Annotated in this window: 32 protein-coding genes; 22 read left to right on the top strand and 10 right to left on the bottom strand. The window is 70.1% G+C overall.

The annotated features are described in order from the left end of the window. Positions 1-6: 6 nt before the first annotated feature. The 10 genes from folB (at position 7) to Q5716_RS10530 (ending at position 7,219) form a co-directional block, all read left to right on the top strand. The gene (gene folB, locus Q5716_RS10485; RefSeq protein ID WP_305003083.1) at positions 7-396 is read left to right on the top strand and encodes a dihydroneopterin aldolase; all 390 of its coding nucleotides are present in this window, start codon (positions 7-9) and stop codon (positions 394-396) included. After that, complete coding sequence (folK, locus tag Q5716_RS10490; RefSeq protein WP_305003084.1) at positions 393-863, top strand: 2-amino-4-hydroxy-6-hydroxymethyldihydropteridine diphosphokinase; 471 nt, start codon at positions 393-395, stop codon at positions 861-863. The genes folB and folK overlap by 4 nt, the downstream gene beginning before the upstream one ends. Next, complete coding sequence (locus Q5716_RS10495; protein WP_305003085.1) at positions 860-1,342, top strand: DUF3180 domain-containing protein; 483 nt, start codon at positions 860-862, stop codon at positions 1,340-1,342. Before folK ends, Q5716_RS10495 begins: the two co-directional genes overlap by 4 nt. Continuing rightward, positions 1,339-1,818 carry a PH domain-containing protein gene (locus tag Q5716_RS10500; RefSeq protein WP_305003086.1) on the top strand — a complete coding sequence of 160 codons (480 nt, stop codon included), beginning with the start codon at positions 1,339-1,341 and terminating at the stop codon, positions 1,816-1,818. Before Q5716_RS10495 ends, Q5716_RS10500 begins: the two co-directional genes overlap by 4 nt. Continuing rightward, positions 1,815-3,422 carry a PH domain-containing protein gene (locus tag Q5716_RS10505; protein WP_305003087.1) on the top strand — a complete coding sequence of 536 codons (1,608 nt, stop codon included), beginning with the start codon at positions 1,815-1,817 and terminating at the stop codon, positions 3,420-3,422. Before Q5716_RS10500 ends, Q5716_RS10505 begins: the two co-directional genes overlap by 4 nt. Continuing rightward, on the top strand, positions 3,419-4,099 hold the full coding sequence (locus tag Q5716_RS10510) for a DUF2520 domain-containing protein (protein ID WP_305003088.1): 681 nt from the start codon (positions 3,419-3,421) through the stop codon (positions 4,097-4,099). The genes Q5716_RS10505 and Q5716_RS10510 overlap by 4 nt, the downstream gene beginning before the upstream one ends. 266 nt (positions 4,100-4,365) lie before the next feature. Then, entirely contained in the window at positions 4,366-5,229 is an 864-nt protein-coding gene (gene panC / locus Q5716_RS10515) for a pantoate--beta-alanine ligase (RefSeq protein ID WP_305003089.1), read from the top strand. A gap of 45 nt (positions 5,230-5,274) precedes the next feature. Then, positions 5,275-6,777, top strand: coding sequence for a lysine--tRNA ligase (gene lysS / locus Q5716_RS10520; RefSeq protein WP_305003090.1), 1,503 nt, complete (start codon positions 5,275-5,277; stop codon positions 6,775-6,777). A 5-nt stretch (positions 6,778-6,782) separates the two neighbouring features. Next, positions 6,783-6,929, top strand: a complete 147-nt coding sequence (locus Q5716_RS10525) for a hypothetical protein (protein ID WP_305003091.1) — start codon at positions 6,783-6,785, stop codon at positions 6,927-6,929. 113 nt (positions 6,930-7,042) lie between these two features. Next, positions 7,043-7,219, top strand: coding sequence for a hypothetical protein (locus Q5716_RS10530; RefSeq protein ID WP_305003092.1), 177 nt, complete (start codon positions 7,043-7,045; stop codon positions 7,217-7,219). Positions 7,220-7,308: 89 nt separating this feature from the next. Here Q5716_RS10530 and Q5716_RS10535 read toward each other — a convergent pair whose 3' ends face one another. Beyond that, positions 7,309-8,250 (bottom strand): pirin family protein, encoded by a 942-nt coding sequence (locus Q5716_RS10535; protein ID WP_305003093.1) that lies wholly within the window; start codon positions 8,248-8,250, stop codon positions 7,309-7,311. A gap of 85 nt (positions 8,251-8,335) precedes the next feature. On the opposite strand from Q5716_RS10535, the gene Q5716_RS10540 reads away from it, so the two are divergent. The 10 genes from Q5716_RS10540 to Q5716_RS10585 all read left to right on the top strand — a co-directional run bounded on the left by Q5716_RS10540 (position 8,336) and on the right by Q5716_RS10585 (position 18,020). Next, positions 8,336-9,268, top strand: a complete 933-nt coding sequence (locus tag Q5716_RS10540) for a C-terminal binding protein (protein ID WP_305003094.1) — start codon at positions 8,336-8,338, stop codon at positions 9,266-9,268. Between the two features lie 80 nt (positions 9,269-9,348). Then, positions 9,349-9,711, top strand: coding sequence for a cupin domain-containing protein (locus Q5716_RS10545; RefSeq protein WP_305003095.1), 363 nt, complete (start codon positions 9,349-9,351; stop codon positions 9,709-9,711). Positions 9,712-9,722: 11 nt separating this feature from the next. Then, positions 9,723-11,477, top strand: coding sequence for an ABC transporter permease subunit (locus Q5716_RS10550; protein ID WP_305003096.1), 1,755 nt, complete (start codon positions 9,723-9,725; stop codon positions 11,475-11,477). Further along, a complete protein-coding gene (locus Q5716_RS10555) occupies positions 11,474-12,565 on the top strand; it encodes an ABC transporter ATP-binding protein (protein WP_305003097.1) in 1,092 nt (363 codons plus the stop codon). The genes Q5716_RS10550 and Q5716_RS10555 overlap by 4 nt, the downstream gene beginning before the upstream one ends. 37 nt (positions 12,566-12,602) lie before the next feature. Then, positions 12,603-13,697: an extracellular solute-binding protein gene (locus Q5716_RS10560; protein ID WP_305003098.1), complete on the top strand. Its 1,095-nt coding sequence runs from the start codon at positions 12,603-12,605 to the stop codon at positions 13,695-13,697. A gap of 143 nt (positions 13,698-13,840) precedes the next feature. Next, positions 13,841-14,782, top strand: a complete 942-nt coding sequence (locus Q5716_RS10565) for a 2-hydroxyacid dehydrogenase (protein WP_305003099.1) — start codon at positions 13,841-13,843, stop codon at positions 14,780-14,782. A gap of 16 nt (positions 14,783-14,798) precedes the next feature. Beyond that, positions 14,799-15,626 (top strand): 5-dehydro-4-deoxy-D-glucuronate isomerase, encoded by an 828-nt coding sequence (gene kduI / locus Q5716_RS10570; RefSeq protein ID WP_305003100.1) that lies wholly within the window; start codon positions 14,799-14,801, stop codon positions 15,624-15,626. Positions 15,627-15,697: 71 nt separating this feature from the next. Then, positions 15,698-16,513 carry an IclR family transcriptional regulator gene (locus Q5716_RS10575; protein WP_305003101.1) on the top strand — a complete coding sequence of 272 codons (816 nt, stop codon included), beginning with the start codon at positions 15,698-15,700 and terminating at the stop codon, positions 16,511-16,513. Then, positions 16,510-17,268, top strand: a complete 759-nt coding sequence (locus tag Q5716_RS10580; RefSeq protein WP_305003102.1) for an SDR family oxidoreductase — start codon at positions 16,510-16,512, stop codon at positions 17,266-17,268. Before Q5716_RS10575 ends, Q5716_RS10580 begins: the two co-directional genes overlap by 4 nt. Next, positions 17,265-18,020 (top strand): SDR family NAD(P)-dependent oxidoreductase, encoded by a 756-nt coding sequence (locus tag Q5716_RS10585; protein WP_305003103.1) that lies wholly within the window; start codon positions 17,265-17,267, stop codon positions 18,018-18,020. The genes Q5716_RS10580 and Q5716_RS10585 overlap by 4 nt, the downstream gene beginning before the upstream one ends. 59 nt (positions 18,021-18,079) lie before the next feature. Here the strand turns inward: Q5716_RS10585 and Q5716_RS10590 are convergent, their stop codons facing one another. The 3 genes from Q5716_RS10590 to Q5716_RS10600 are packed head-to-tail and all read right to left on the bottom strand — an operon-like array spanning position 18,080 to position 20,972. After that, complete coding sequence (locus tag Q5716_RS10590) at positions 18,080-19,096, bottom strand: LPXTG cell wall anchor domain-containing protein (RefSeq protein WP_305003104.1); 1,017 nt, start codon at positions 19,094-19,096, stop codon at positions 18,080-18,082. Between the two features lie 59 nt (positions 19,097-19,155). Continuing rightward, entirely contained in the window at positions 19,156-20,397 is a 1,242-nt protein-coding gene (locus tag Q5716_RS10595) for an aspartate aminotransferase family protein (protein ID WP_305003105.1), read from the bottom strand. A gap of 17 nt (positions 20,398-20,414) precedes the next feature. Continuing rightward, positions 20,415-20,972 (bottom strand): TetR/AcrR family transcriptional regulator, encoded by a 558-nt coding sequence (locus Q5716_RS10600; RefSeq protein ID WP_305003106.1) that lies wholly within the window; start codon positions 20,970-20,972, stop codon positions 20,415-20,417. A 60-nt stretch (positions 20,973-21,032) separates the two neighbouring features. On the opposite strand from Q5716_RS10600, the gene Q5716_RS10605 reads away from it, so the two are divergent. Next, entirely contained in the window at positions 21,033-21,476 is a 444-nt protein-coding gene (locus Q5716_RS10605; protein ID WP_305003107.1) for a nitroreductase/quinone reductase family protein, read from the top strand. On the opposite strand, the gene Q5716_RS10610 is transcribed toward Q5716_RS10605, so the two are convergent. The 6 genes from Q5716_RS10610 to Q5716_RS10635 form a co-directional block, all read right to left on the bottom strand. Then, positions 21,473-22,375, bottom strand: a complete 903-nt coding sequence (locus Q5716_RS10610; protein ID WP_305003108.1) for a phosphotransferase — start codon at positions 22,373-22,375, stop codon at positions 21,473-21,475. The two genes, Q5716_RS10605 and Q5716_RS10610, sit on opposite strands and share 4 nt — an antisense overlap. A 10-nt stretch (positions 22,376-22,385) precedes the next feature. Further along, entirely contained in the window at positions 22,386-22,760 is a 375-nt protein-coding gene (locus Q5716_RS10615; protein WP_305003109.1) for a type II toxin-antitoxin system VapC family toxin, read from the bottom strand. Continuing rightward, positions 22,757-23,008 (bottom strand): regulator of G-protein signaling domain-containing protein, encoded by a 252-nt coding sequence (locus Q5716_RS10620; protein WP_305003110.1) that lies wholly within the window; start codon positions 23,006-23,008, stop codon positions 22,757-22,759. Before Q5716_RS10620 ends, Q5716_RS10615 begins: the two co-directional genes overlap by 4 nt. Positions 23,009-23,131: 123 nt before the next feature. Continuing rightward, on the bottom strand, positions 23,132-23,287 hold the full coding sequence (locus Q5716_RS10625) for a hypothetical protein (protein ID WP_305003111.1): 156 nt from the start codon (positions 23,285-23,287) through the stop codon (positions 23,132-23,134). After that, positions 23,284-23,511 (bottom strand): helix-turn-helix domain-containing protein, encoded by a 228-nt coding sequence (locus tag Q5716_RS10630; protein WP_305003112.1) that lies wholly within the window; start codon positions 23,509-23,511, stop codon positions 23,284-23,286. Before Q5716_RS10630 ends, Q5716_RS10625 begins: the two co-directional genes overlap by 4 nt. Continuing rightward, entirely contained in the window at positions 23,511-24,110 is a 600-nt protein-coding gene (locus tag Q5716_RS10635; protein WP_305003113.1) for a hypothetical protein, read from the bottom strand. The genes Q5716_RS10630 and Q5716_RS10635 overlap by 1 nt, the downstream gene beginning before the upstream one ends. Before the next feature lie 193 nt (positions 24,111-24,303). Here Q5716_RS10635 and Q5716_RS10640 point away from each other — a divergent pair, with 193 nt between their 5' ends. After that, positions 24,304-26,787 (top strand): ATP-dependent Clp protease ATP-binding subunit, encoded by a 2,484-nt coding sequence (locus Q5716_RS10640; protein ID WP_305003114.1) that lies wholly within the window; start codon positions 24,304-24,306, stop codon positions 26,785-26,787. The last annotated feature ends 75 nt before the right edge of the window (positions 26,788-26,862 follow it).

Genomic DNA, 26,862 nt, shown 5'->3' on the forward strand with positions numbered 1-26,862 from the left:
GACTTCATGGACGAGATCAGCCTCACCGGGCTGCGCGCGAACGCCCATCACGGCGTGCTCGAGCACGAGCGGCGCACCGGTCAGGTGTTCGTGATCGACGTGGTCGTGTACCTGCCGCTCGCGGACGCCGGCCGCACCGACGACCTCGACCGCACCATCCACTACGGCGAGCTCGCCGAGCAGATCGTCGCCGCCGTCGAGCGCGACCCCGTCGACCTCATCGAGACCGTCGCCGAGCGCGTCGCCGAGGTCGTGCTCGCCCACGACGCCGCGCAGCTCACGAAGGTCACCGTCCACAAGCCGAGCGCTCCGATCTCCGTTCCGTTCGACGACGTCGCCGTGACGATCACCCGCGGTCGACGGCAGAACGCGGGGCCCGTCGGGTTCAGCGCGTGAGCGGCGCCCGCGCGGTCATCGCGCTCGGCAGCAACCTCGGCGATCGCGAGGCGACCCTGCTCGCCGCGACTCGCGAGATCGCCGACCTCGAGGGAGTGGAGCTCGTCGCCGCCTCGGGAGCCGTCGAGACCGTCGCCCTCAAGCCCGAGGGGGAGGACCCGGATGCCCCCGCCTACCTCAACGCGGTCGTGGTCGTCGAGTCGGCGCTCGAGCCCCTCGACCTGCTGCACCTCCTCCGCGAGATCGAGCAGCGGCACGGTCGCGTCCGGGCCGAGCGCTGGGGCGACCGCACGCTCGACCTCGACCTCATCGATGTCGCCGGGGTCACGCTGCGCACCGAGGAGCTCACGCTCCCGCATCCGCGCGCCGCCGAGCGCGCCTTCGTGCTCGAACCGTGGCTGCAGGCCGACCCGGATGCCCGGCTCACCGGTCACGGCCGGGTGCGCGACCTCCTGGAGGCGCTGTGACCCGCACGAAGCCCCTGCACCTCGTCGTGCTCGCCGCGCTCGGGGCCGCCCTCGCGTGGTTCCTGCAGACGGCGCTCGCGGCGAGCGGCAACGCGATCGTGCTGCCCCCGGTGACGCTCGCGTTCGCGCTCGCCCTCATCGGCGGAATCGTCGTGCTCATGGCGCTTCCGGTGCGAAGGGTGTCCCGCCGCGTCGAGGGCGCGACTGTCGACCCCTTCTACGCGACTCGCGTCGTGATGCTCGCCAAGGCGTCGAGCCTGAGCGGGGCGCTCCTCGGCGGCGCCGGACTCGGCATCACGGCCTACCTCCTGAGCCGCTCCGTGATCCCCGGGGTAGGCTCGGTGGCGATGGCGCTCGCCTCGACGGTGGGCGCGATCATCCTGCTCGTGGGAGGCCTCGTGGCCGAGCACATGTGCACGATCCCGCCCGACGACGACGACCCGCGCGAGGGTCGTCCCGACCCTCGAGGACTCTCGTGACGCTCGAACTGCCCGACACCGAGTGGCGCCGCGTGTCGCCCAAGTACATCGTCGTCGACCTCGTCGGCACGCTCATCGGCGGCGCCGTCGTCGTGGGGGCGACCTCGATCGCGCCCGCGGTCTCCGGGGTGACGTGGCTGTGGGTCATCCCCGCCGCCCTCGCGGTCGGCTTCGTCGTGCTGCTCGCGTTCACCCCCCGGCGGGTGCGTGCGATCGGCTACCAGCTCCGCGCGGACGACCTGCTCTTCCGCAAGGGCATCATGTTCCAGCGGTTCGTGGCGGTGCCCTACGGTCGGATGCAGCTCGTCGATGTGAACCGCGGACCTCTCGCTCGCGCCGTCGGGCTCAGCGAGCTCAAGTTCGTCACCGCGGCGGCGGCGACCGCTGTCACCATCCCGGGCCTGCCCGAGGCGGAGGCGGAGGAGCTGCGCGACCGCCTCGTCGAGCTCGCCGAGAGCCGCCGGGCGGGACTGTGACCGAGCCCGCGCCGACGCCGGAGGCGGTGGACGGAGCCGTCTCGACCTCCGCCGACCTCGCCGACGGGCGGTGGCACCGCCTCCACCCGGCGACTCCGCTCCTGCGCGGCGGGATCGCGTTCATCGCCATCCTCGGCGTCATCGTGGTGAACCTCCGCGACGTCGCGATCGAGATCGTCTTCGGCGGCGGCAACGACTGGGATGACGAGTACGACCCGATCACGTTCATCCTCGAGCACGACTACCTCGGCTTCGTCATCCTCGCCATCATCGGCGGCCTCCTCCTGTCGATCCTCGCCTTCTACCTGTCGTGGCGGATGCACACCTTCCGCATCACGGACGAGCTCGTGGAGGTGCGCTCGGGCATCCTGTTCCGCACGCACCGCCGCGGACGGCTGGACCGCATCCAGGGCATCAACATCGTGCGGCCGTTCCTGGCACGGCTGTTCGGCGCCGCGAAGCTCGAGGTGACGGTCGCCGGCCAGGACGCCAACATCCCGCTCGCCTACCTCTCCTCGGGTGCGGCTGACGAGCTGCGCCGGCAGATCCTGTGGCTCGCGTCGGGGTCCGCCCGGGCGGAGTCGGCCGATGCAGGGGCTGCCGCTCCCGCCGGGGTCGCCGGTCCCGCCGGCAGCATCGTCGACCAACGGGTCGCCGAGCTCCTCGCCCCCGAGCTCGACCCTGCGCTCGCCGCCCCCGAGTCGGTCGTCAAGATGCACCCCGGTCGACTCGCTGGGTCGCTGCTGCTGAGCGGCACGACGATCGTGGTGCTCGCGGCGGCGATCGTCGCGACCATCGTCATCGTGCGCACGGGCGAGGCGTTCTTCCTGTTCGCTTTCGTTCCCGGCATCATCGGCGTCGGCTCGTTCTACGTGAACCGGGTCACGCGCTCGCTGAGGTACAGCATCGCCTCGACGCCCGACGGGGTCCGGGTCGGATTCGGCCTGCTCTCCACGAGCAACGAGACCCTCCCACCTGGGCGCATCCACGCGGTGCAGGTGATGCAGCCGCTGCTGTGGCGGCCCGCGGGGTGGTGGCAGGTGTCGATCAACCGGGCATCCACGTCGTCGGCGCAGGGAGCCGCGGGCCAGGCGAACACCGTCATCCTCCCCGTCGGCACCCTCTCCGACGTGCGCAAAGTTCTCGAGCTCGTGCTGCCGCTCATGGTCGACGAGGAGTCGATCGCCCTCCTCGAGCGCGGCCTCGTGTCGAAGGGCGGCGACGACGGCTTCGTGAACTCGCCGCGCCGGGCCGCGCCGATCCGCTGGTTCTCCTGGCGCCGCAACGGATTCGCGATCACCTCGAGCGCCGTCCTTCTGCGCAAGGGCGCCATCTGGCGCGAGCTCGTGATCGTGCCGCAAGCGCGCATGCAGAGCGTCGCGCTGGCGCAGGGGCCGCTGCTGCGCCGCTTGCGGCTCGCGACCGTGCGGCTGCACACCGTCGCCGGTCCGATCTCCGCACGGCTCGGCGCGATCGATGAGACTGTCGCCGTCCGGTTCTTCCAGGATGCCGCTGCCGAGGCGATCGCCGCCGGCACCGCCGACCGCAGCCACCGCTGGCGCGCTCCCCTCGTGGAGCCGCCCGCGGAGCCGGAGCAGGCGTGACCGCCGCCGGCCGACTCGGCGTCGGCGTCATTGGAGGAGGCCGCGTCGGACCGGTCCTCGGGGCGGGCCTCGCCGCCGCGGGTCACGCCGTCACGGGGGTCGCGACGGTGAGCGACGAGGGTCGCGAGCGCGCCCACGCGCTCCTGCCGCAGGCGCCCATCCTCGAGATCCCGCAGCTCGTCGAGCGCAGCGAGCTCGTGCTGCTCGCCATCCCGGAGGCGGAGATCGAGTCGTTCGTGTCCGGTCTCGCGGCGGCGGGCGTCTGGCAGCCCGGTCAGCTCGTGCTGCACACCGCTCCGGGCCTCGGCTGGTCGGTGCTGCAGCCGGCCGTCTCGGCCGGGGCGATACCGCTCGCCGTGCATCCGGCCATGTCCTTCACGGGCACGAGCATGGATCTCGTGCGGCTCCGCGAGAGCTACTGCGCCGTCACCGCGCCGACGCCCGTGCTGCCGATCGCCCAGGCCCTCGTCGTCGAGCTCGGCGCAGAGCCGGTCGTGATCGCCGACGCCGACCGCCCCGCCTACGCGGAGGCCATCGCGACGGCGACGAGCTTCTCCTCGGCGATCGTGCGCCAGTCGGTCGACATGCTGGGCGCGCTCGGACTGGATGCCCCCGCTCGCGTCATCGCGCCCCTCGTGCGCTCCGCGGTCGAGAACGCCCTGCAGTCGCCCGAGTAGCGGCCGGTGAGCCGTGGCGCGCTGGCCCCGTTCCGCCCGCCCGTTCCGCCCGCCCGTTCCGCCCGCCCGTTCCGCCCGCCCGTTCCGCCCGCCCGTTCCGCCCGCCTCCCTTCCGAAACGACGGAGATCCGAGCCATCCGGCACGGTGCATCGCGGCGCGCCGACCCCCGCAGCGTGCGTCTCCGTCGATCCGGAGAGTCGCCGGGATGCGCCCCCGCGGCTGATCAGCCGCGGACGCCCGCGGCCCCGCCCCCTACGATGGTCCGGTGAGTGCTCAGCGTCGACCCCGCGTGATCGAGACCGTGCGAGAGATGCGCGAGGCGGTCGCCGCCGAGCGCGCCGCCGGTCGCACTGTCGCGCTGACCCCCACGCTCGGCGCCCTCCACGAGGGCCACCTCGCGCACGTGCGCCGCGCCGCCGAGATCGCCGACACCCGAGTCGTCTCCATCTTCCTCAACCCGACCCAGTTCACCCAGCCCGCCGACCTCGAGCGCTACCCGCGCACCCTCGACGCCGACGTCGACCTGCTCGCCGGCGAGGGCGTCGACCTGGTCTTCGCCCCGAGCGTCGACGAGATGTACCCGACCGGGCCGACCGCGACGACCGTCTCGGCGGGCGCCGTCGGCTCCACGTTCGAGGGCCGCCTCCGTCCCGGCCACTTCGATGCCGTGCTCACCGTCGTCGCCAAGCTCCTCGGTATCGTCACGCCCGACGTCGTCACGTTCGGGCAGAAGGATGCCCAGCAGCTGTTCGTCGTGAAGCGCATGGTCGGCGACCTCAACATCGCCACCCGCGTCGAGACCATTCCTACCGTGCGCGAGCCGGACGGGTTGGCCCTCTCAAGCCGCAACCGCTTCCTCTCCGCGAGCGAGCGGACGGCGGCGCGCACCCTGTCCGCCGCCCTCGAGGCCGCCGTCTCAGCGGGGGAGCGCGGCATCGACGCGGCGCTCGCCGCGGCCCAGGGGGCACTCATGGGCGAGGAGCTCGTCGACCTGGATTACTTCGCGATCGTGCATCCGGCGACCTTCCGTCCCGTCGACGACGACTACCGCGGGCCGGCGATCGCGATCGTCGCCGCGACCCTGGGGAGCACACGGCTCATCGACAACGAGCCGCTCCGCATCGGCTGACGCCTCCGCCGAGCCACTCGGGGCGAGCCGGTACGCTTAACCCCCGTGACTGACGAGACCACTCCCGCACCCGAACTGACCGAGGCCGAAGTCTCGGAGCAGAAGGCCGTGCGTCTCGAGAAGCGCGAGCGCCTCATCGCCTCGGGCGCCGGCGCCTACCCGGTCGGCGTCGACATCACGACCACGATCCCCGAGGTCCGCGCCAAGTACCCTGCCCTGGAGCCGGATGCCACGACCGGCGACGTCGTCGGACTCGCGGGTCGCATCGTCCACCTCCGCAACACCGGCAAGCTGTGCTTCGCCGCCCTGCAGTCCGGCGACGGCCAGCGCATCCAGGCGATGATCTCCCTCGCCGAGGTGGGCGAGGAGTCGCTCGAGCGCTGGAAGGAGCTCGTCGACCTCGGCGACCACGTCTTCGTCTCCGGCGAGGTCATCTCGAGCCGCCGCGGCGAGCTGTCGATCCTCGCGCGCGACTGGGCGATCACCTCGAAGGCGATCCTGCCGCTGCCGAACCTGCACACCGAGCTCAGCGACGAGGCGCGCGTGCGCAGCCGCTACCTCGACCTCATCGTGCGCGAGCAGGCCCGCTACACGGTCCGCGCGCGCGCCGCGGTCAACGCCTCCCTGCGCTCGACGTTCGCCGGCCACGGCTACCTCGAGGTCGAGACGCCGATGCTGCAGGTCATCCACGGCGGGGCATCCGCGCGCCCCTTCGTCACCCACTCCAACGCGTTCGACACCGAGCTGTACCTGCGCATCGCCCCGGAGCTCTTCCTCAAGCGCGCCGTCGTCGGCGGCATCGAGCGGGTGTTCGAGATCAACCGCAACTTCCGCAACGAGGGCGCCGACTCCACGCACAGCCCCGAGTTCGCCATGCTCGAGGCGTACCAGGCCTACGGCGACTACAACCAGATGGCCGACCTCACGCAAGAGCTCGTGCAGGATGCCGCGCGCGCCGTCTCGGGCGGGCTCGTGGTCACGTGGGCCGACGGCACCGAGTACGACCTCGGCGGGGACTGGGACCGTATCTCGATGTACCAGTCCCTCAACGAGGCATCCGGTCTGTCCGTCACCCCGCAGACGCCGGTCGCCGAGCTTCAGGCCCACGCCGACTCGATCGGTGTCGAGGTGAAGCTCGCCACGCACGGCAAGCTCGTCGAGGAGCTGTGGGAGCACTACGTCAAGGGCGACCTGCACCGGCCGACCTTCGTCATGGACTTCCCTGTGGACACCTCGCCGCTCGTGCGCGACCACCGCTCCATCGAGGGCGTCGTCGAGAAGTGGGACCTGTACGTGCGCGGCTTCGAGCTCGCGACCGGCTATTCCGAGCTCGTCGACCCGGTCATCCAGCGGGAGCGCTTCGTCGAGCAGGCGAAGCTCGCGAGCAAGGGCGACGACGAGGCGATGCGCCTCGACGAGGAGTTCCTGCGCGCGCTCGAGCACGGCATGCCCCCGTCGGGCGGCATGGGGATGGGCATCGACCGGCTGCTCATGGCGATCACCGGCCTCGGCATTCGGGAGACCATCCTGTTCCCCCTCGTAAAGTAGGAGTCATGACCGACCTGAAGCTCCCCGGCGAGGACGACAAGAAGAAGGGCGAGGTCTCCTTCGCCCGCATCGCCATCTGGGTGATCGTGGGCGGGATCGGGCTCTACCTGGTCGCGAGCGGCGTCATCGGCATCCTCACCAAGGGCAGCTAGCCGGGTGGATCGCCGCACCTCCCGGCTCGTCACGACCCTCGCCCTCGTCGGGATGCTCGTCGTCGTCGCGATCGTCTGGCTGGTGTCCAGCTTCTAGCCGGTAACCTGGAGCCATGCCCCAGGACTTCTGGCTCAACGCCCTCTACTCGGTGGCGCCGACCATCCTCGTCGGGCTCGTGTTCTGGTTCATCCTGCGCGCGATCATCCGGGCCGACCGCACGGAGCGCGACACGCGCGCCAAGATCGAGGCCGAGGAGCGGCAGCGGCTCGGTATGCCGCCCGCCGAGTAGCGCGCCTCCGCGTCGCCCAGTGTTCCGATTTTGTCGCTCTGGGGGCGCCTATTCCGACCAAATCGGAACACTCGGCGAAAGCCTCACCACTACCCGCGCGGCTTGAGGCGGATCGGCGGCAGCACGGGCGCCGGCAAGGCGTCACCGTCATAGCCGGTTACGGGCGCGAAGCGGCGTCCCGACTCCCAGTCCTCGCGGTACTCGGCGATCTCCTCGTGAGTGCGGCCGATGAAGTTCCACCACATGACGATCTGCTCGCCGAGCGGCACTCCTCCGATGAGCAGGAGCCGGGCATCCGTCGCCCCCGCCGTCAGCGTGAGCCGGGATGACCCGGGCGGCACGTACGCCAGGTGCGAGACGGGCACGCCCACGCCGTCGACCGAGACCTCCCCGGTGTCGAGGAGCACGCCGAACTCGAAGCGCTCATCGACGTCGAGGTCGACGGATGCCCCGGCCGGCAGGTCGACCTGGGCGCCGAGCAGCTCGGTGAACACCCGCGCGCTCGAGGTCGACCCGGCGAGGCTGCCGAGGAACACCCGCAGGGTCGCGTCGCCGACCGTGATCGCTGCCGGGGTGTAGCTCTCGAAGAACGGATCGGTGTGCCGGTCGGCATCGGGGAGGGCGACCCAGAGCTGGGCGCCGTGGAGGAGGGGCGCCGGCGTGCCGGGCAGCGAGACCTCGGAGTGCGCGATGCCGCGCCCCGCGGTCATGAGGTTGAGGCCGCCGGGCACGATGACGGCGTGGCTGCCGACCCCGTCGCGGTGCTCGATCTCGCCCGAGAACAGCCAGCTCACGGTCTGCAGTCCGGTGTGGGGGTGCGGCGGCACATCCATCGCCGTGCGCTCGGGACCGTAGTGGTCGACGAAGCACCACGCCCCGATCAGGCTGCGCGCCTTCTGCGGGAGGGTGCGCCGCACTCCCATCGCGCGGGGTCCGCCGAGGGGCACGTCGCGGGGTTCGAGGATCTCGATTCCGCGCGCGCCGGAGGGCGGGCACACGAGCTCCTCCGGCTCGGTCTCCAGGTTGCTCACCCTCGAACTCTAACTGCGAGTTCCATCTTGACACCTCGCGACAGATTATGGAACGGTGTATCAAAATTCCGCAGAAGGGGTTCCAGTGAGGCTCGCAGTTCTCGATTCGTCCTACGGCGACACCGCCGTCGAGAGCGCCGCGGCGGCGCCGCTCGGGGTCGAGGTCGTGGATGCCCGCGCCGACGCGGCCCCCGTCGACGGCGTCCTCGTGCAGTACGCGACGATCACCGCGGCCGACCTCGACGCGCACCCCGAGTGGCGGGTCGTGGGGCGCTACGGCGTCGGGGTGGACACGATCGACCTCGCCGCGGCGGCGGAGCGCGGCATCCCCGTCGTCAACGTCCCGGACTACTGCGAGGAGGAGGTCGCCACCCACGCGGCCGCCCTCGTGCTCGCCGCGACCCGGCGCGTCCTCGAGGCCGACGCCCTCGTGCGAGTCGGCCGCTGGGCGGACTGGCCGACCCTGCGACCCATTCGTTCGCTGTCGGGGATGACCCTCGCCCTCCTCGGGGTCGGACGCATCGGTCGCGAGACCATCCGCCTCCTGCAGCCGTTCTTCGGCCGCATCGTCGCGCACGACCCGTGGGCCACGGATGTGCCGGGCGCCGAGCTCGTGGGCTTCGAGGAGGCTCTCGCGGCCGCCGACGTGCTCAGCCTGCACGTGCCGCTCACGGCCGAGACGCACCACCTCCTCGGTGCCGACGCGATCGCCCGGCTGAAGCCGACGGCGTACGTCGTCAACGTGTCGCGCGGCGGCCTCATCGACAGCGCCGCCCTCGCTGCGGCGCTCTCGGCGGGCCGGCTCGCGGGGGCGGCCCTCGATGTGCTCGAGCACGAGCCGCCGACCGACGACCCGATTCTCGCCGCTCCGCACGTGACCCTCACGAACCACCTCGCCTGGTACTCGGAGGAGTCGGAGCGGCGCCTGCGCCACCTGCTCGCCGAGCGCTGCGCGAGCGTGCTGACGACGGGGGATGCCCCGACCATCGCCAACCGGGCGGCGCTAGCGCGCTCGTAACACGACCGAAATCCTATATTGGTACGGTGTTCCACAATTCGACACCGCACCGACCACAGCCCCGACGAAGGACCCTGACGATGACGACCCTCCACAGCCACCTGCAGGATGCGGCGAGCGCCGAGCTCACCGAGAGCCCAGCACCGGCGCGCATCGTCGAGGGCGACCCGACGTGCGCCGAGTGGGTCATCGTCGACACCCCCGACCTCGAGATCGGCGTGTGGGAAGTCACCCCCGGTGTCTTCGACTCGGTCAAGCAGGGCATCGGCGAGGTCGTCGTCTTCCTCTTCGGCAAAGGCCGGATCGAGCACGCGGATGGCTCGGTCTCGCCCATCGCCCCCGGTGCCGTCGTCGAGTTCCTCCCCGGCTGGACGGGCCGCTGGGTGGTCGAGGAGACCACCCGCAAGGTCTACACGATCTACAGCGCGTCCGCCGCGAGCTAGTCGAGCCGACCGTGACTGCGACCGACGCGACGACACCGATCCCGGTGTCGAGCGCCCCCGTGCTGCACCGCAGCCGAGCGCTGCTCGCGAGGTGGGCGCTCCTGCTGCCCATCCTCGCGTTCTACGTGATCTTCTTCGTCTGGCCGATCCTCACCGTCGTGCTGCGCAGCCTCAGCCCCGACGGCAAATTCGACGCCGCCGCACCGCAGTTCACGATCGACAACTTCCTGCAGCTCTTCGGCGACGACTTCCTGCTGCTCATCGAGGGCCGCACCCTGCTCCTCGCCATCAACTCCACGCTCATCACGACGGCGCTCGCGTTCCCCACGGCGTACTTCATCTCCCGGCTCAAGCGGCGCACGGCATCCCTGCTCCTGCTGCTGATCCTGGTGCCGTTCTGGGTCTCCATCGTCGTGCGGCTCTTCGCGGTGACCTCGATCCTCTCGCCGAACGGCCCGCTCAACCAGGCGAGCATCGCCCTCGGCTTCGGCCCGCTCGAGCTGCTGTACACGCAGGGCGGGGTGCTCGTCGGCACGGTCATGTACCTGCTGCCGTACATGATCCTCGTGCTCTACGCCGGCATGGTCGCCGTCGACGACAACCTCATCCTCGCGGCGCGCACGATGGGCGCGAGCCCCGCCTACTCGTTCTTCCGCGTCTACCTGCCGCAACTGCGCGGGTCGCTCTTCAGCGGCGCCCTGCTCATCTTCATCCTCGGTCTCAGCTTCTTCGTCGTGCCGGCGCTCCTCGGCGGGCCGCGCGACCAGACGATCGCCGTTTACATCCAGCAGCAGATCGACATCTTCCAGTGGGGCATCGCGAGTGCGATGGGCATCCTGCTGCTGATCGCGACGGTCGTCTGCTACGTCGGAGTGGTGCGCATCGCGGGCAGCTTCAGCCCCGGCGGCGTCGGATCGGTGCAGGCCAAGGGCGTCAGCGCCGAGCTGCCCTTCCGGTGGAGCCCCGCGATGGTCGTCTCCGCGGTGCTCACCGTCGTCACGATCGCCGTGCTCGTCATCCCGGTGCTCTTCGTCTTCCCGCTGTCGACCGGCGAGACCGGCACGGTGGTGTTCCCGCCCCGCGGGTTCACCCTCGACTGGTTCGTGCAGGTCTTCACGACACCGACCTGGATCGGTCCGATCATGCAGAGCACTGTGGTGGGGCTCGGCACGGCGGCCCTCTCGGTCGCGATCGGGCTCGCGCTCGCGCGGGTCACGAGCGGCATCCGGTCGACGGCGTGGAAGGCCGTCATCGGCGGGCTCGCGTTCGCGCCGATCATCGCCCCCGGCATCCTGCTCGCGATCGGCATCTTCGACGTCGAGCTGCAGCTCAAGCTCACCGGCACCGTGATCGGGCTGATCCTCGCGCACACCGTGATCGCCGCGCCCCTCTCCTACGCGCTCATCTCCGCGTCGATGGCGGGCGCCGACCGCGGCGTCGAAGCGGCGGCGTGGACACTCGGGGCGTCTCGGACCCGCACGTTCTGGACGGTCGTCGTGCGGGGAATCCTGCCGAGCGTCCTCGGAGCGTTCGCGATCGCGTTCGTCACCTCGTGGGACGAGGTCGTGCTCGCGCTCTTCCTGCAGACCGGCCCCACCAAGACGCTGCCGGTGACGATCTACAAGTACCTCGAGAGCGGGATCGTGCCGACCGTGCCGGCCGTCGCATCCCTTCTCGTCACCCTCGTCGTCGTGATCGTCGTCGTCCGCGGCGTCGTGAACTCGATCATCGCGCGGCGACGTGCCGCACTTCGGGAGGAAGCATGACCGCCGCACCCACCAGCCGAGGGCGCGTCGTCGCCAGCGGCGTCGGCCTCGACTACGACGGCAGCACCGCGCTGGATGACGCGAGCATCGAGGTCCACGCCGGCGAGTTCTTCACCCTCCTCGGGCCGTCGGGCTCGGGCAAGACGACGCTCCTGCGCATCATCGCGGGGCTCCTCGACCCCCAGCGCGGCCGCGTCGCCATCGACGACGTCGACGTCACCCACACCCCCACGCAGAAGCGCGATATCGGGTTCGTCTTCCAGAACTACGCCCTCTTCCCGCACCTCACGGTTGCCGAGAACGTCGAGTTCGGCCTCAAGATCCGCAAGGTGCGATCGGATGCCCGTGCCGCCCGCGTCGCGGAGATCCTCGAGCTCACCGCGCTCGGCGGCCTCGGCGACCGGTATCCCGCCCAGCTCTCCGGCGGCCAGCAGCAGCGGGTCGCGCTCGGTCGCGCCCTGGCCCAGCGGCCGCGCGTACTGCTGCTCGACGAGCCGCTCGGCGCCCTCGACCGCGCGCTGCGCGAGGACCTGGGCGCGGAGATCCGGCGCATCCAGCAGGAGGCGCAGACGACGGCGATCTACGTCACGCACGACCAGGATGAGGCCTTCATCCTCTCCGACCGGATGGGCGTCATGCGCGACGGCCGCATCCAGCAGATCGGCACCCCCGAGGAGCTCTACCGCGCACCGAACGACCTGTTCGTCGCCACGTTCCTCGGCAAGACCAACCTCTTCCCCGGCGAGGTCGTGGAGACCACGTCGGCGGGAACGGTCGTGCGCATCGGCGACTCGCTCGTCACCGCGCGACCGCACGCGACCTCGGACGCCACGAGCGTCTACTGCTCGGTTCGCCCCGAGCAGCTCGTCGTCAGCGACACGGTGCCGACCGGGCACCACAAGCTGATCTCGGCTGTCGTCACCGACAGCCGCTTCCTCGGCCAGCGCCAGACCGTGCGCCTCGCGGCCGAGGGCATCCAGTGTTCGGCGGATCTGGACCCCTATGGTCCGGTCCCCGCCGTCGGCGAGCGGATCACCCTGTCCGTTCGTATCGGCGAATCCGCGTTGGTACCGCGCGAGACCGCCTAGGTCCCACCCCCTTTCAGAGATCGAGGAGTAGTTAGCAATGAAGAAAACAGCATCACGCCTCATGATCGCGGGGGCGAGCTCGCTCGTCGCCGTGATCGCCCTCAGTTCCTGTTCCGCGCCCGCGGCCGAGGAAGAGACCGGCGCCGGCGAGATCAGCGGCGACATCCTGTTCTACGACACGTCCGGTGGCGTCGTCTACGAGCAGGAGGCGCTCACCCTGTTCAAGGACTTTACGGATGACACCGGCGTGACGGTCACGGACGACTACAACGAGGCGGCGACGAAGTTCTTCGCCTCCGCGGAGGCCGGCAGCGTGCCGTGGAGCCTCGTGCTCTTCCCGACCGTCAACGACGCCGCGACCGCGGCCGAGGACGGACTCCTCGAGAAGATCGACACGTCGATCGTGCCCGTGGACGATCTCGTCGACGGCACCTACAGCGAGTACGGCATCGAGGTCGGCACGTTCGGCATGGTCCTCGCGTGGGATGACGACGCCTACCCCGACGAGAAGCCGTCCGAGATGGCCGACCTGTGGGACCTCGAGACCTTCCCCGGCAAGCGGTGCTTCTTCAACAACCCGCAGTACGGCTGGACCCTCGAGGCGGCGCTCCTCGCCGACGGCGTCGCCGCCGACGAGCTCTACCCGCTCGACGTGGACCGCGCTCTCGCGAAGCTCGACGAGATCAAGGGCGACATCACGTGGTGGACCTCGGGCGCCCAGTCGATCGAGTCGTTCGAGAACGGCTCGTGCGACATCGGCATCCTGTGGGCGAACCGCGCGTTCACCGCTCTGTCCGAGAACGGCTTCCCGATGAACATCACATGGAACGAGGCCGGCTACTCGAACAGCGTCTGGTCCATCCCGGCCGGTGCGCCGAACGCCGCCGCCGCGCAGCAGCTGCTCAAGCACGTCATCGAGAACGTCGAGGGGCAGATCGCGTTCGCGTCGGTCATCCCCACGCCGATCCCGGCGTCGCTCAAGTCGCTGACCCCGGCGGACTTCCCCGACGAGGTCCAGGCCTTCCTGCCGGTCGGCTCGAACGTCGAGGGCTCCGTGCTCCAGGACAGCGACTACTACCTCGAGAACCTCGACGCGGTTCTCGACCAGTTCAACCGCTGGGTCGGCCAGTAGTCCGATAGGTCCCTACCCGGGACGACAGGATGCCCGCGCCGACCTCACGCGGCGCGGGCATCCACCCCCGCTCCACCCGCTGCTCCGCAGCATCCGCACCACCACCAGCACCACCCACCAGCACCACGAAAGGTTCACGACTCATGAGGATCGTCTGCATCGACGGCGAGGCCCAGTACAAGGACATCGTCGAGCGCGACGTGAAGACGCCGCTCGAGAAGGCCGGGCACGTCTTCGACTGGTTCGAGGAGTCGTTCGCCGACGCCGACGCGGCGATCGCCCGGGCATCCGGCTACGACGCGCTCTACGTCGTCGGCGACCAGGGACCGGTCCCCGCGGGACTCATCGCGCAGAACCGGCTCAAGCTCGTGAGCTTCGTCGGCACGGGCGCCCGCCGCTTCGTCGACATGGCCGAGGCCGCCTCGGTCGGGGCGACGGTCACGAACGTCCCCGACTTCGCGAGCCAGAGCGTCGCGGAGCACGCGATCGCCCTCATGTTCGCCGTCGCGCGCCGAGTCGTCGAGGGCGACCGCATCGTGCGCTCGGGCGAGTGGACGAAGAACCAGGGGCTCAAGCTCGCCGGCCGCCGGCTCGGAGTCGTCGGAGCGGGCGCGATCGGCGAGAAGGTCATCGCCATGGGCCAGGGGCTCGGCATGGACGTCGTCTACTGGAACCGCTCCGAGCGGTCGGTGGGAGCCCCGCGGGTCGAGCTCGACGAGCTGTTCGAGACGAGCGACGTGGTGTCCCTGCACCTGCTGCACAACGAGGAGACCGACGGGATGATCGGCCGTGACCTCCTCGGCAGGCTCGGCCGCAACGCGATCCTCATCAACACCGCGCGAGCCGAGATCGTCGACAACGACGCCCTCGCCGAGCTGCTCGCGGAGGGAGCGATCTTCGGCGCCGGACTCGACGTCTTCGTGACCGAGCCGCCCGTCGAGGGAACGCTGCCTGTCGCGACGGCCAACACGGCCCTCACGCCCCACATCGGCTTCCACACCGACGAAGCGGACGACGTGTTTCGCATCGCCGGCGAGAACATCCTCGCGTTCGCGTCGGGCTCGCCCGTCAACGTCATCGACTAGATCAAGGACACCCTTCGTGCAGATTCGCCACGCCACCCATCCGGACGACCTCGCGCTGCTCGACAGCGCGGAGCTCAAGGACCGATTCCTGCTCGGCGACCTCTTCGTGCCGGGCGAGGCATCCCTCGTCTACAGCCACCACGACCGCATGATCCTCGGCGGCGCCGTGCCGCTCGAGGGAGCCCCGATCACGCTCGAGGCTCCCGACGATCTGCGCGCCGAGTACTTCCTCGAGCGCCGGGAGCTCGCGGCGGTCGCCGTCGGCGCCGGCGGAGCGATCACGGTGGACGGGACGCGCTTCGAGCTCGCCAACAAGGACGTGCTGTACGTCGGTCGCGGCGCTCGCGAAGTCGTCTTCGAAGCGACCGGCCCCGACTCCGCGTTCTTCCTCGCCTCGGCCACGTCGCACACCTCGTTCCCCACGACCCTCGTGCCGCTCGCCGAGGCGCTCACGAGCGAGACCGGTGACAAGGCGACCGCGAACGAGCGCACCGTCTACAAGCACCTGCACGACGAGGGGGTCCGGACGTCCCAGCTCGTGCTCGGTATCACCGCGCTCAAGCCGGGCAGCGTGTGGAACAGCATGCCGCCGCACACCCACGACCGTCGCACGGAGGTGTACCTCTACATGGATCTGCCGGAGGAGCACCGCGTCCAGCACTTCATGGGCGAGCCGAGCGACCTGCGCCCGCTCGCGATGAAGAACCGCGACGGCGTGATCTCGCCGAGCTGGTCGGTGCACTTCGGCGCCGGGTCGACGAACTACTCGTTCGTGTGGGTCATGGCGGGCGAGAACCAGAGCTTCGCCGACATGGATCAGCTGGCGGTCACCCAGCTCGGGTGAGAGCGGGTCCGGATCACTATGGTTGTGAGGCGATCTCGATGAATGCACGATTGACGCAAGAGGAGCACGGTGTGACTGCGGAGAAGACGGACGACTCGGCGCCGATCGCCGGCACCCAGAGCCTCGACCGGGCGCTCGAAGTGCTCGTGACGATCGCCGAGAGCCCCCAGCCGGGTCTGACCCTCGCCGCCTGCAGCGCGCTGCTGCAGTACAGCAAAGCGACGACGCACCGGATGCTGCGCACGCTCGTCGCGCGCGACTTCCTGTCCTACGACGAGGAGCTCGGCGTCTACAGCCTCGGTGTCGCCAACCTCCGGCTCGGGTCCGAGTACCTGCGCCGCATCGACTTGCGGCGGCTGGCGATCCCCGAGATGCGCGAACTCGTCGCCGAGACGCGGGAGACCGCCCACCTCGCGACGCTCAGCGGCACCGAGGTCATCTATATCGAGGTCGTCGACAGCCCCGAGCCCGTGCGTATCTTCAGCCGCGTCGGCGACTCGGTGCCCGCCTTCGCCACGGGTGTCGGCAAGGCCATCCTCGCGTGGACGCCGACCGAGAAGCTCGCGTCGCGACTGCCCGCGGAGTTCGTGCCGCGCACCGAGAACACGCTGCTGACGCGGGACGCCCTGCTCGCCGACCTCGAGCGCACGCGCGAGCGCGGCTACTCGATCGACAACATGGAGAACCGCGAGGGCATCCGCGGCTACGCCGCCCCGATCTTCGACCACTCGAACACGGCGGTGGCCGCGGTGAGCATCGCCGGCCCCGCGGCTCGGGTCACGTCGGAGTCCGACGAGCACCTCGGTCCGCTCGTGCGCGAGACCGCGCGCACAGTGTCGAGGATGCTCGGCGCCTCCCCCGACGCGGCCGCGCTGGCCTTCCCGTGAGCGAACCGCTGCGCCCCGGCACGACCGCCGTCGTGACGGGAGCGAGCCGCGGCATCGGACTCGCGATCGCCGTCGCGCTCGCGCACGAGGGCGCCGATGTCGTCGGGATCGCCTCGAGCGAGGCGTCGGCGGATGCGGCGCGCGAGCCCGTCGAGCGACTCGGTCGTCGCTACCGCGGCCTCGGCGCGAACCTCGCCGACCGCGACGACGTGCACCGGCTCGTCGCCGACATCCACTCCGCGGCGGGGGTGCCCGACATCCTCGTCCACGCCGCCGGCATCAACCGGCGTGCGCCGATCGTGGACCACGGCGACGAGCTGTGGGACGAGGTGCTCGCCGTGAACCTCACGGCGCCGTTCGTGCTCAGCCGCGAGCTCGGCCGCGGGATGGTCGCGCGCGGTTCGGGCAAGATCGTCTTCCTCGCCTCGATGCTGAGCTTCCAGGGCGGGCTCACTGTTCCGGGCTACGCCGCCAGCAAGGGCGGGGTCGCGCAGCTCGTGAAGGCGTTCTCCAACGAGTGGGCGGCGCGCGGCGTCAACGTCAACGCCGTCGCGCCCGGTTATGTCGACACGGAGATGAACTCCGCACTCGTCGCCGATGCCACGCGCTTCGAGCAGATCAGCGCGCGAATCCCCGCCGGTCGCTGGGCACGGCCGTCGGACATCGCGGGCGCCGTCGTCTTCCTCGCCTCGCCCGCGTCGGACTACGTGCACGGCACCGTGCTGCCCGTTGACGGCGGATGGCTCGGACGATGATCGACCTCAACGGGCGCCGCGCGATCGTGACCGGCGCCGGCCAGGGCATCGGGGCGGGAATCGCGATCGCCCTCGCGCGGGCGGGCGCCGACGTCGTCGTGCACCACCGGGGCAGCGACGCGAGCGCGACCGTCGCCGCCATCGAATCGATCGGGCGTCGCGCGCTCGCCGTGCGCGCCGACCTCACCGACCCGCCGCAGGCGGACCGGCTCGTCGCCGAGGCGGCCGCCGTCCTCGGGGGCATCGACATCCTCGTCAACAACGCCGGCCACCTCGTCGGCAGGTCGCCGGTCGCGGCGATGGGCGACGACCACTGGCGGGCGGTGCAGGAGGTCAACGTCTCGAGCGCGTTCTCGGTGAGCCGCGCCGCCGTGCCGTGGCTCGAGGCATCCGATGCGGGGCGCATCGTGATGATGTCGTCGCTCGCCGCCGAGAACGGCGGGGGAGCGGGGGCCGTCGCCTACGCGACGAGCAAGGCGGCCGTGATCGGCCTCACGCGCGGACTCGCGAAGGAGCTCGCCCCGAGCGGCATCACGGTCAATGCGGTTGCGCCGGGCTTCATCGAGGGCACGGCGTTCCACGACACGTTCACCCCGGATGCCGCCCGCGCGGGGATCATCGCGGGCATCCCCCTCGGTCGAGCGGGCACCGTCGACGACGTCGCCGGCGCGGTCGCGTATCTGGTCTCCGACCTCGCGGGTTTCGTCACGGGCCAGGTCATCGACGTCAATGGCGGAGTGCACTTCTCCTAGCCGGCTCGGGCGCCTCGAGTGGCGAGTCCGTCCCCGGGACGAACTCGCCACTCGGCGTTCTAGCGAGCCGCCCGGGTGCGGCGGATGAGGACGAGGCCAGCTGCCGCGGCGAGCAGCGCTGCGAGGCCGCCGATGCCGAGAGCCGAGACATCCGAACCGGTGTTGGCGAGCGTGGGGACGATCGGCGCGGGAGCAACCGGCGTGACGCCCCAGGCCACGACGGGGCGGCCCTCGGGCAGACCGACGACGAGGCGACCGGAGAAGTCGTTGTACTCCTCGGTCTGATCAGCGGCGATCTCGAAGGCGGCCGCGGCCCCCTCCTCGTCCTGCGTCGCCGGGATGACCATGTTCGTGAAGTTCACGAAGTACTTCGTCTCGCCGGCGGCGAACGTCGAGTCCGCCGTGTAGCTGATCGCCGGGTGGCTGTCGCCCACGATGCCGGCGCCGGGTGCCGATCCGTTGGGAGCCCACACCTCGGTCTCGACAACGGAGCCGCCGGTCGGGTCGTGTGCGATGTAGCCGGTGTCGTCGGCCCCCACGGTGTCCCCGCCGCTCGAGGTGATGAAGCCGGGCCCGCCCTGGGCCCCGGTGTAGCCGTCGTAGTAGTACGCCTCGAGGTCCCCGACGAGGGTGATCGGCTCGTCCGTCTCGTTGGTGAGTGTGACGAGCTGGCGCATGAGGTACCCCGAGTCCGCCGCGGCGTAGAAGCGGAAGGTGAGAGACCCCGTCAGGCCCGTGGCGCCGAAGGGGCCCTCGGGGCACGTGACGGTGAGGTCGCCGTTGGATTCGACGACGACGTCCGCATCGGCGATGCCCGTGCCGCAGTAGAGGTAGTTGTCGTAGTAGAACTCGCCCGGGTAATAGATGTAGCCACTGAGGTCGTAGACGTCTGCGGCATCCCACCCGTACGCGAGGCCGTACTCGTCGATCTGCCAGTGGGCGTCGCCGATCGTGATGATGCCGTCGACATCGACCGTCGGATCGGCGGCGAGGGCGGGCGAGGCCGCGCCCAGCGCGAGGGCGAGGGCGGCAGCGGTACCGACCGTCAGGGTGGCTGCAGTGCGGGTGCGAGTCATCCCGCCAGCATAGGGGTCCGTGTACCCCGGGCTCTGACCCCTGAAAGGGGGCACCCGTCTTAGCCGAGAGCGCGGTCGAGCTCGGTGAGCAGGAGGTCGGCGTCGGCGCGGCTGAACGGCAGCGGCGGCCGGATCTTGAGCGTGTCGTTGGCGGGCCCGGATGTCGCGATCAGCACGCCGCGATCGCGGAGCGCGTTCACCGTCGCGAGTGCACGGCTCTCGCTCTCCAGTCGCGCACCGAGGAACAGCCCGACGCCCCGCACCTCGACGAAGAGCCCCGAACCGGCGAGCTCGCCGAGGAGGTACTCGCCGACCTCCCGGGCGTTGTCGATGAGCTTCTCGTCGCGCAGCACGTCGAGGGTCGCGCGCGCCGCCGCGATGGACACCGAACTGCCGCCGAAGGTGTTGAAGTAGCGCGACCGCGCATTGAACTGCTCGACGAGCTCGCGCCGCGCCATCGTCGCGGCGATCGGCTGGCCATTGCCCATCGGCTTGCCCACGGTCACGAGATCGGGCTCGAGGCCGTAGCGCTCTAACCCCCACATACCGTGGCCGAGCCGTCCGAACCCGGGCTGCACCTCGTCGGCGATGAACAACCCGCCGGCGCGTCGAACGGCGGCGACGGCATCCACGAATCCGTCCACATCGGGCCACGCGCCGTCCGACGCAAAGACGGTGTCGACGATGAGAGCCGCGGGCCGGATGCCCCGAGCCTCGAGTCGAGCGATCGCCGCCCCCACGCTCGCGCCGAGGTCGCCGTGCACGGGCACCAGCTCCACCCAGTCCGCGACCGAGTCGAGCCCGCCGAGCGAGGGACTGATCGCCGCGATCTCCGTCGTCACGCCGTGGTACGCGTTCTCGGTGACGATCACCCCCGTGCCGCCGGTCGCGATCTTCGCGATCTTCAGAGCGAGGTCGTTCGCCTCCGACCCGGTGCAGGTGAACATGATCGTGTCGACGGTGCGGGGCAGCGTCGACAGCAGATCCTCCGCGTAGGCGATCGTCGGCTCGGCGAGGTAGCGCGTGTGGGTGGTGAGCGTCGCGGCCTGCTCCGCCATCGCAGCGGCCACCCGCGGGTGAGCGTGGCCCACGGACGGCACGTTGTTGTAGGCGTCGAGGTACTCGCGGCCCGCGGCATCCCACACCCTCGTGCCCTGCCCGCGGACGAGCTGCACGGGATGCTCGTAGAACAGCCGGTAGGCGGGCCCCATCACCCGGGCCCGGCGCTCGACGAGGTCGCGGGTCGCGGGGTCGAGCTCGGCGGCTCGGGCGGGGTCGAAGTACGCGGTGGGGCCGGCCATGCCGCTAGCTTAGGCAGTCACTTCCCGGTGAGCCGGTGCACGGTGGCGACGAGCGCCTCCCGGTGCGCGGCGACGCGCGCGGGGTCGCGAGGGTCGCGCCCGTCCGCGGAGAGCAGCAGGCCGATGGGGGTGAGATACCACGCCTGGGCGAGCGAGTACACGAAGGTGAGCACGTCGACGGCATCGAGGGGGCTCGCGCCGGTCACCGCCGAGACCTTGGCGAGGTAGTCGTCGAGCGGCTCGGCCGCGGCCTCGGGTCTCTCGAGCTGCGCCCACAGCGCGATGCGGAGGGTCGTGGCATCCGACCCGTGGAAGTCGAAGAGGTCCCCGGCCCACGCGGCGAGGTCCGCCGGCCGCGGGGGGACAGCGGCGGCCATCCGTTCGATCGCCGAGGTCAGTGCCGCGTCGAAGAGGGCGTCCTTGCCCCCGAAGTAGGCGTAGATCATCCGCACGTTGGTCTCGGCGGCGCGAGCAACGCGGTCGACTCGACCGCCCGCGAATCCTCGGTCGGCGAACTCGGCGAGTGCCGCGTCGAGGATGCGGGTTCTCGTCGCCTCGGCGTTGCGTGCGGGCATCCGACCTCCCTGGGCTTGCTGATACTCTATAAGTAAACGATTATTTACTTAGGAGTCGACATGGATGCCCGGGTCCGCCGAGCCCTCGAGATCACCCCCGAGTCGAGTGCGCGCGAGCGTACCGTCGACATCACCACGACGGGTGCCCGCACGGGTCGCCCGCGACGGATCGAGATCTGGTTCTACCGCGCCGACGGCGAGATCTACCTGACGACCACTCCCGCACGGCGCGCCTGGTACGCCAACATCGTCGCCCACCCCGACTTCACGTTCCATCTCACTCACGGAGTGCGCGCCGACCTCGCCGCCCACGGAGTGCCGGTGCTCGACCCCCAGCATCGGGAGCGCGTGTTCCGCTCGGTCATCGCCGACCTCAACCAGCCGCGCAACCCCGCCGGCATCGCCCAGCCGGTCGCGCCCCTGAGCGCGTGGATGAGCGGGAGCCCCCTCGTGCACGTCACTTTCCCGGACCTGCCGGAGCTGTCCCGAGACCCGGCTCTCTAGAACGCGCCGTTCTGCTCCGCGTCCCGCTCGAGCATCTGGTTGAGCAGCACCCGCTGCACGAGTCGCGCCGACACGAGGTGCGGCAGCACCGCGCGCTCGGCAGGCAGTAGAGGTACGACCTCCTCGAACCCGGCGATGAACGGGCGCGCCGCCTCCCACGGGCTCGAGCCGGTCGACAGGTAGGCGAGCGCGACGCCGAGGTCGTTGACGCGCGCCGACCGCACGGTGTCGCCGAAGTCGAGGATGCCCGTGACGTACGCCTCGTCGTTCGGGTCGACGAGCAGGTTGCCGGGGTGGAAGTCGTTGTGGATGACCTGCCGCGGCAGCCCCTCGAGCACGGGGAGCACCTTCTCCTCGAAGCGGTCGATGATCTCGGCGGTGGCCGGGTTCGCGGGGAGCTCGCGGAGGACCGGCAGGCGCGAAATATCCCACGCGAGACCGCGGTCGGCGGCGGGATGCTCGAACCCCTGCAGCGCGCGCGACAGCCGCCCGAGCATCCGCCCCGACGCCTGCAGCTGCTTCGGCGTCGGGGAGCCGCCCCGGGCGAGCGCGCCGTCGACCCACTCGAAGACCCGGGCGACGCGGCCGCCGACCTCGGTCGCAACCTCCCCGTCAGTGGTGAACACTATGACCTGCAACGGCAGCAGCGGGTCGACAGATGCCGCGTGCTGAAGCGCTCGCAGCTGCAGGTCGATCACGCTCGAGTCATCCTGCGGGTGCGCCACCTTGAGCACGAGGTCCCGCTCGCCGGACCGCACTCGGAACGTGTCATCACGCTCGGTGTCGAGCCGCTCGAGTGACACGTCGGCGAGCCCGTAGTGGTCGGCGAGCACCGCGACGGCGTCGGCCTCGGGCAGCCGGTCGAACGGCGCGACGAGTTCGGCGAGCAGCGGATGCATGGGGGCCAGCCTACGGACGCTCGATGACGACGACGTCGCAGTGCGATCGGGCGGCGGCGGCGAGGCGGCGGTCAGCGGTCACGAGCGGAATGCCCAGGCTGGACGCCAGGGCGACGTACGAAGCGTCGTACGGGGTGATGGAGCCGCGCAGTGCCCAGATGTCATCGAGGAGCGCGGCGTGAGAATGCCGGATGACGCGGTTCCGCGCCCACGCAGAGAGCACTGCAGCTCCGTGCTCGATGCTCCGTTCGCGGCGGAGCACGGACTTGCGCACGATGTTCGCCATCTCGATGTCGATGAGCTCGGGCGCGTGGAGCGTCTCTGCACCGTCGAGCACGTCGCTCCGCGTGGGGGCGACAGAAGCGTCGATGACGAGGGCGGTCATCGGTCCCGGTCCTCACGGATCATGTCGACGATCTCCTGGGTGGGGATCCCGTCGAAGAACGAGGTGTCGATCCCCAAGGGATTGCGCCGCGCACCGAGCTTCTCCGCTCGCTCCCAGAACTCGATGTTCTCGGCGAGCTTCGTCAGTTCCTGGCGGAGGTAGGCCGAGAACGACAACCCCGCCTTCTGCGCGGCTGCCCGCAGCGTCTCCTGCACTCCCGCGTCGAGATCCCGAACCTGCACCGTCACTCCCATACCGTCAGGTTAGTGCATGCACTTGTGGTCGAAGTGCATGCATCCCACCGTAGCCGCCGCGAGAGCGGCCGCGCGGGCATCCGGCGCAGACTGTGGACGACTCCAGACTGGGGAGGACTAGAACGGATTCAGCGCCGACACGAGCGCGACGATCGTGCCCGCGCCCACGGCGAGCACGACCAGCCCGATGATCAGCACCCACACGATCGCCTTCTGGTTGCGCAGCCGGCCGAGGAAGGTCACGGGCCGATCGTCGTCATCGTCGTAGCTCATGGCCTGAGAGTAACTAAGAGGTCCCCCACTTGGCAGTCCAGGGCCTCGCAGATCGCCGTCAACGTGGAAAACCGGATGGCTCGAGCCCGGTCGTTCTTGAGCACCGACAGGTTGACGACGCTCACGCCGACGAGCTCCGACAGTCGCGCCACGGTCATCCCGCGCTCCGCGAGCAGCTCGTCGAGTCGGCAGTGGATGCGGCTGGGGCCGTCGTCTTCTGCCATCAGACGAGTCCCTCCGTCTCGTTCTGGAGGCGGTGGCCGATGACGAACGCCGTCGACAGGCCGCCGAGTGCGGCGATCGCGAACACGGTGACGGGCTCGACGGGGAAGGGGACGTTCGCGGTGGGGGCGCCGAGCGCCGCGAGCGCTCCGTTGGCGCCCATGGTGGTGAAGAGCCAGTTGAGCACCCAGCCGCCGGCGACCGCGAAGGTGGCCGTGCCGACGAGGACGACGTTGGCGCGGCCGAACGCCTCCCCTCGGATGATGTTCCGCAGGACGAGGCACGTGCACACGACCGTGATCGACACCGCGAGCGCCGAGATGATCTCGGCCAGGAGGAGCGAAGTGACGGTGACGGGATCCATCCCGCTCGCCGAGACGATCGCCTGGCTTGCGACGACGTCGAGCGAACCACCATCGGGAAGCACGGCGAGCGAGGCCATGTCGTCGAAGGCGGCGACAACGGGCACATTGGTGTTGCCCAGGATGAGGATGCTGCGGATCACGGCCTCGAAGAGGGTGTATCCGACGACCCCGATGCCGAGGACGATGGCGAGGATGAGCGCGCCGCGGTCGCTGCGGCTGGGGAGGGGTGTCGACATGGTCGGTCTCCTGACGAGAGGGTTGAGCAACTGTCCGTAACGAATATCGATAATAACGATAAACGTTAAGCTACGTCGATCGGCCACGACGCGCAACCCCGCTCACGCCCACGGCGAACAGCGGACTTTTCGCCGCCCCCGGTGGTTAGTCTCTTTGTATCGCGCCACCCAGAGGTGCGTGCAGGGAGTGGAAATGTTCGAGAGATTCACCGACCGAGCCCGTCGTGTCGTCGTCCTGGCCCAAGAAGAGGCCAAGATGCTCAACCACAACTACATCGGCACCGAGCACATCCTCCTGGGCCTCATCCACGAGGGTGAGGGCGTCGCGGCGAAGGCGCTCGAGTCGCTCGGCATCTCGCTCGACGCGGTGCGCGAGCAGGTCCAGGACATCATCGGGCAGGGCCAGCAGCAGCCGACGGGGCACATCCCCTTCACGCCGCGCGCCAAGAAGGTGCTCGAGCTCTCGCTCCGCGAGGCCCTGCAGCTCGGCCACAACTACATCGGCACGGAGCACATCCTCCTCGGCTTGATCCGCGAGGGCGAGGGCGTCGCCGCCCAGGTGCTCGTCAAGCTCGGCGCCGACCTCAACCGGGTGCGCCAGCAGGTCATCCAGCTGCTCTCCGGCTACCAGGGCAAGGAGGCGGTCGCCGTCGGTGGCAACGACTCCGCCCCCGACAAGGGCAGCCAGATCCTCGACCAGTTCGGGCGCAACCTCACGCAGGCCGCGCGCGACGGCAAGCTCGACCCCGTCATCGGGCGCGAGAAGGAGATGGAGCGGGTCATGCAGATCCTCTCCCGCCGCTCCAAGAACAACCCCGTCCTCATCGGTGAGCCCGGTGTCGGCAAGACCGCCGTCGTCGAGGGCCTCGCCCAGGCGATCGTGCGCGGGGATGTCCCGGAGACCCTCAAGGACAAGCAGCTCTACACGCTCGACCTCGGCTCGCTCATCGCGGGCAGCCGGTACCGCGGCGACTTCGAGGAGCGCCTCAAGAAGGTCACCAAGGAAATCCGCACTCGCGGCGACATCATCACGTTCATCGACGAGATCCACACGCTCGTCGGAGCGGGTGCTGCCGAGGGCGCGATCGACGCGGCGAGCATCCTGAAGCCGCTGCTCGCGCGCGGCGAGCTGCAGACCATCGGCGCGACCACGCTCGACGAGTACCGCAAGCACTTCGAGAAGGATGCCGCTCTCGAGCGCCGCTTCCAGCCGGTGCAGGTCAACGAGCCGTCGCTGCCGCACGCGATCAACATCCTCAAGGGGCTGCGCGACAAGTACGAGGCGTTCCACAAGGTCTCGATCACGGATGGCGCGATCGTCGCCGCCGCGAACCTCGCCGACCGCTACGTGCAGGACCGCTTCCTGCCGGACAAGGCGATCGACCTGCTCGACGAGGCCGGCGCCCGACTGCGGCTGTCGATCCTCTCCGCCCCGCCGGAGCTGCGCGAGTTCGACGAGCGCATCGCCGTCGTGCGCGGCCAGAAGGAGGCCGCGATCGAGGACCAGGACTTCGAGAAGGCCGCGAGCCTGCGCGACGAGGAGAAGAAGCTGCTCGGCGAGCGGCTGCGCCTCGAGAAGCAGTGGAAGTCCGGGGATGTCGGCACCACCGGCACCGTGGACGAGGGGCTCATCGCCGAGGTGCTGGCCGCGGCAACGGGCATCCCGGTGTTCAAGCTCACCGAGGAGGAGTCCAGCCGGCTCATCTTCATGGAGAAGGCCCTGCACGAGCGCGTCATCGGTCAGGAGGAGGCCATCTCGGTCCTCGCCAAGACCATCCGTCGCACGCGCGCCGGACTCAAGGACCCGAAGCGCCCCTCCGGCTCGTTCATCTTCGCCGGCCCCACCGGTGTCGGTAAGACCGAGCTCGCCAAGGCGCTCGCGGAGTTCCTCTTCGACGACGAGAACGCCCTCATCTCGCTCGACATGAGCGAGTACGGCGAGAAGCACACCGTCTCCCGCTTGTTCGGCGCCCCTCCCGGGTTCGTCGGTTTCGAGGAGGGCGGCCAGCTCACCGAGAAGGTCCGCCGCAAGCCGTTCAGCGTCGTGCTGTTCGACGAGATCGAGAAGGCGCACCCCGACATCTTCAACTCGCTCCTCCAGATCCTGGAGGAGGGACGTCTGACGGATGGCCAGGGCCGCGTCGTCGACTTCAAGAACACCGTGATCATCATGACCACGAACCTCGGTACGAAGGACATCACCGGCGGTCCCGTCGGCTTCCAGATCGAGGGCGACACGCAGACGAGCTACGACCGGATGCGGGGCAAGGTGCAGGAGGAGCTCAAGAAGCACTTCAAGCCCGAGTTCCTCAACCGCGTCGACGAGACGATCGTGTTCCCGCAGCTCACCCAGAGCGAGCTGCTGCAGATCGTGGACCTGTTCATCAAGCGGCTCAAGTTCCGCCTCATGGACCGCGACCTCACGATCGAGCTCACGCAGGCCGCCAAGGAGCAGCTCATCAAGGTCGGCTGGGACCCGGCGCTCGGCGCCCGTCCGCTGCGTCGTGCGGTTCAGCACGAGGTCGAGGATGCTCTGAGCGAGAAGATCCTCCACGGCGAGCTCAACGCCGGCGACCACGTCCACGTGGACTTCGCCGACGGGCAGTTCGTGTTCACCACCTCCCGCCAGCCGGGAGCGGTGGAGCCGGAGGCCGAGCCGGCCGCGCTCGAGGCGTAGGTTGCACTGAGATTGCGCGGGCGAGCCCGCCGACCCTGACGAAGGGGTCGGCGGGCTCGTTCTCGTTAAGCTGTC

This window comes from Antiquaquibacter soli, assembly GCF_030580675.1.
In the GTDB taxonomy this organism is placed as follows: Bacteria; Actinomycetota; Actinomycetes; order Actinomycetales; family Microbacteriaceae; genus Rhodoglobus; species Rhodoglobus soli.

Excerpts from the sequence above, each read along its gene's own strand:
- Q5716_RS10610 (WP_305003108.1), bottom strand. The coding sequence starts at position 22,375 with ATGCATCCGCTGCTCGCCGAACTCGTCGCGCCGTTCGACCGGCTGCCC.
- Q5716_RS10635 (WP_305003113.1), bottom strand. The coding sequence starts at position 24,110 with ATGTCGACACCCCTCCCCAGCCGCAGCGACCGCGGCGCGCTCATCCTC.
- Q5716_RS10615 (WP_305003109.1), bottom strand. The coding sequence starts at position 22,760 with ATGACCGCCCTCGTCATCGACGCTTCTGTCGCCCCCACGCGGAGCGAC.
- Q5716_RS10625 (WP_305003111.1), bottom strand. The coding sequence starts at position 23,287 with ATGAGCTACGACGATGACGACGATCGGCCCGTGACCTTCCTCGGCCGG.
- Q5716_RS10595 (WP_305003105.1), bottom strand. The coding sequence starts at position 20,397 with ATGGCCGGCCCCACCGCGTACTTCGACCCCGCCCGAGCCGCCGAGCTC.
- Q5716_RS10590 (WP_305003104.1), bottom strand. The coding sequence starts at position 19,096 with ATGACTCGCACCCGCACTGCAGCCACCCTGACGGTCGGTACCGCTGCC.
- Q5716_RS10530 (WP_305003092.1), top strand. The coding sequence starts at position 7,043 with ATGCCCCAGGACTTCTGGCTCAACGCCCTCTACTCGGTGGCGCCGACC.
- Q5716_RS10525 (WP_305003091.1), top strand. The coding sequence starts at position 6,783 with ATGACCGACCTGAAGCTCCCCGGCGAGGACGACAAGAAGAAGGGCGAG.
- Q5716_RS10545 (WP_305003095.1), top strand. The coding sequence starts at position 9,349 with ATGACGACCCTCCACAGCCACCTGCAGGATGCGGCGAGCGCCGAGCTC.
- Q5716_RS10555 (WP_305003097.1), top strand. The coding sequence starts at position 11,474 with ATGACCGCCGCACCCACCAGCCGAGGGCGCGTCGTCGCCAGCGGCGTC.
- Q5716_RS10585 (WP_305003103.1), top strand. The coding sequence starts at position 17,265 with ATGATCGACCTCAACGGGCGCCGCGCGATCGTGACCGGCGCCGGCCAG.
- Q5716_RS10630 (WP_305003112.1), bottom strand. The coding sequence starts at position 23,511 with ATGGCAGAAGACGACGGCCCCAGCCGCATCCACTGCCGACTCGACGAG.
- Q5716_RS10565 (WP_305003099.1), top strand. The coding sequence starts at position 13,841 with ATGAGGATCGTCTGCATCGACGGCGAGGCCCAGTACAAGGACATCGTC.
- Q5716_RS10600 (WP_305003106.1), bottom strand. The coding sequence starts at position 20,972 with ATGCCCGCACGCAACGCCGAGGCGACGAGAACCCGCATCCTCGACGCG.
- Q5716_RS10605 (WP_305003107.1), top strand. The coding sequence starts at position 21,033 with ATGGATGCCCGGGTCCGCCGAGCCCTCGAGATCACCCCCGAGTCGAGT.
- Q5716_RS10640 (WP_305003114.1), top strand. The coding sequence starts at position 24,304 with ATGTTCGAGAGATTCACCGACCGAGCCCGTCGTGTCGTCGTCCTGGCC.
- Q5716_RS10560 (WP_305003098.1), top strand. The coding sequence starts at position 12,603 with ATGAAGAAAACAGCATCACGCCTCATGATCGCGGGGGCGAGCTCGCTC.
- folB (WP_305003083.1), top strand. The coding sequence starts at position 7 with ATGGACGAGATCAGCCTCACCGGGCTGCGCGCGAACGCCCATCACGGC.